This window comes from Streptomyces roseochromogenus subsp. oscitans DS 12.976, assembly GCF_000497445.1.
Classification (GTDB): Bacteria; Actinomycetota; Actinomycetes; order Streptomycetales; family Streptomycetaceae; genus Streptomyces; species Streptomyces oscitans.
This window is the reverse complement of sequence record NZ_CM002285.1, coordinates 9,609,903-9,612,579: the sequence shown is the minus strand read 5'-3', so window position 1 is coordinate 9,612,579 and position 2,677 is coordinate 9,609,903. Positions and strand designations below refer to the sequence as shown.

The 2,677-nt window shown below is 67.0% G+C and carries 2 protein-coding genes; both read right to left on the bottom strand.

The window, feature by feature from the left end; translation table 11 throughout:
• Positions 1–28: 28 nt before the first annotated feature.
• Positions 29–799, bottom strand: a complete 771-nt coding sequence (gene istB / locus M878_RS91180) for an IS21-like element helper ATPase IstB (RefSeq protein ID WP_023548259.1) — start codon at positions 797–799, stop codon at positions 29–31.
• Positions 796–2,391 (bottom strand): IS21 family transposase, encoded by a 1,596-nt coding sequence (gene istA, locus M878_RS91175; protein ID WP_023548257.1) that lies wholly within the window; start codon positions 2,389–2,391, stop codon positions 796–798. Before istA ends, istB begins: the two co-directional genes overlap by 4 nt.
• Between the last annotated feature and the right edge of the window lie 286 nt (positions 2,392–2,677).

Here is a 2,677-nt window from a genome sequence, read left to right as displayed (position 1 = left end):
AATGGGACACCCCTGGGGTGTCGGTGAGTCAGCTGGTCGGGGGCTTGGGGGTGCCGTTGGGGCCCTTCGGTCGCTTGTTGGGACGGTAGCTTGGGCCGTTCATGATGACTTGGTGGCTGGCGTTGATCAGCCGGTCGAGGAGTGACTCGGCGACGACGGGGTTCGGGAAGAGCGGATACCAGTCGCTGGGCGCCCTGTTGCTCGTGATGATCAGAGAACGTCCCTGCCGCTCGGAGACCAACTCGTAGAGATCGTCGGCCTGCGAGGCGTTCATCTGCCGCATGGCGAAGTCATCGAGGATGAGCAGGTCGGGGCGGATGAGGTCGCGCATGCGCTTGTCCCAGGTGCGATCCGCGTGGCCGCCGGCGAGCTCGGCCAGGACCCGGCTGGTCTTGGAGAAACGGACGTTGGCGCCCTGTCGGACGGCCTGGTGACCGAGGGCCTGGGCGACGTGTGTCTTTCCGACCCCGACGGGCCCGAACAAAATGACGGACTCACCGGAGTGGAGCCATCGCAGGGCCGCCAGGTCGCGGATCTGGGCCGCGGGTAGCTTCGGGGAGGCGTTGAAGTCGAAGCCCTCCAAGGTGGCCTGCTGCTCGAACTTCGCCCGCCGCAGGCGCCGTTCGAGCGCAACGGATTCACGGCGGGTGATCTCGTCCTGGCAGAGAACCTGCAGGAAATCGAGGTGCCCGAGCTCGCCGCCCTGGGCCTGGGTGAGGCGGGCGTCGAGTGTCTCGAGCATCCCGGACAGCCGCAGGATCTTGAGCGAGTCACGCAGAGCGGTGGTCATCACGCTCACCGGGCGACCTCCTCGACGTCGTCGTTCCCCTGGTCGTCGCGGACGTCATCGGGAATCTGCAGGGGGATGTCGGTGGCGAACAGGCCCTCGGGGCCGTGTAGGAAGGCCGAGGCGCCACCGTCTCCGGTCTCGGGTTCCGGGTCGGTCTCGGTGCCGGCGACAAGGATGCCCTTGACGGTGCGATAGGACGGGTCGCCGACCGTGATCGCCTTGCGGCAGGCGGCTTCGAGCCTGATGTCGCCGTACTTCTTGCGCAGCCCGAGCACCCCCTGGGCCGCCCGGAGCCGGTAGAGGGCATTGACCTCCAGGAGCTGGTCGATCACCTCCCGGCAGGCATCCCCGACCTGGGATGCCTGACCGCGACACCAGATCGGCGTGCGCATCTGAAAGGCGATCTTCTCCGGCGGGTAGTCCGTCTTGTCGGTGCGTTTGCCCTGCTCAAGTGCCGCGTGCGTCTTGACCAGTTCACCCTCGTGGAAGACCTGCACCATGGTGGCGGTGGAGCGGACATCGACGCGGCGGCCGATCAGCTTCCAGGGCACCGAGTAGAGGGTCCGGCCGACCTTGATGTGGATGTCCGGGCCGACCGTCGCCTTCGACCACCGCGCCAGCACGAACGGCGCCTCGGGCAACGGCAGCAGCACCGGCGCCTCGATGGACTCGAACACCGCCAAGGGAGCCGCCCCGCCCAGCGGACGGCACTGCCGCTGACCTGCGACATTACGGGACCAGAGCAGGGCCTCGGCCTGCATGTGCTCCAGCGAGGTGAACGTCCGCCCGCGCCAGTAGGAGTCGCGGACGTAGGGCATGGGCCGCTCCACTCTGGGCTTGTCCTTCGGCTTCAAAGCCCGGGCCGGATCCACCAACGCCCCATAGTAGGAGGCGAGTTCGGCATACGACTTGTTGATCTTCGGGTCGTAGAGGTCCGGCTTGTCGACCCCGGTCTTGAGGTTGTCCGGCACCAGCCGGCGCGGGACGCCGCCGAAGTAGCGAAACGCCTCCACGTGGGCTTGTGTCCAGGCGTGCTGGTCCATGTGGGCCACCGGGCGGACGAACATGTGCCGGGAGGCAGGCAGCACCATCACGAACGCCCAAATCCGGTGCCGCCGACCGGTGTTGGCGTTGATCCACTGCCCCAGGAAGCCGTAGTCGATCTGGGCCTCCGAGCCCGGCTCGACGTTCTCCCTCAGCACGGTGACCTTGGCGCGGGCGGCCTCGTCGGGCAGGTTCTCGTGTACCCACCGGCGAAACGAGGTCAGCCCCGCCTGCAGCTTGCGCTCGTCGCGCAGCCGCTGGTGGATCGTGGTCACCGTGCAGGTGTTCAGCAGTTCCACCACGTAGTCGCGGTGCTTCTCGATCTCCGGCCAAGTCAGTTGATTCAAGCGCCTGTTGGCCTGCTCGGGGAACCAGCTCTTGATCAGTTTCGCCCAGTCGGGCTCGCTCATCGGCGGGCCGCCCGGCGTGATCCCGGCCGCCTCGGCCGGCGCCAGGTACTTCCTGATCGTCTTGCGGTCCAGCCCCAGCGACGCCGCCAGCTGCGTCTTCGAGCGGCCCGCGTACCAGTGGACGTAGATCTCCACGATGTCCGTCACGGTGAATGTTCTCCTTGCCATCCGGATCGTCCGTCGACCTCCCGGCTCGCTGGTCAAGGGACACCAGCGACTCCGAGACGGCCCGGACCCTCAACCCGGCACCGGCATGCCCCAGGGGATCTCCACCAATTCGCAAGAAGGATCTATCGGTCGAACAAACCACCCGACACGGGGAAAGATCTTCAACCCGAGACCGTGACCGGCATCCCCATCCACGACCGGCGTCCCCCTGGGGAACCGCCGACACCAGGGCGGGGAATTACGGCGACAACATCACGCAGAACAT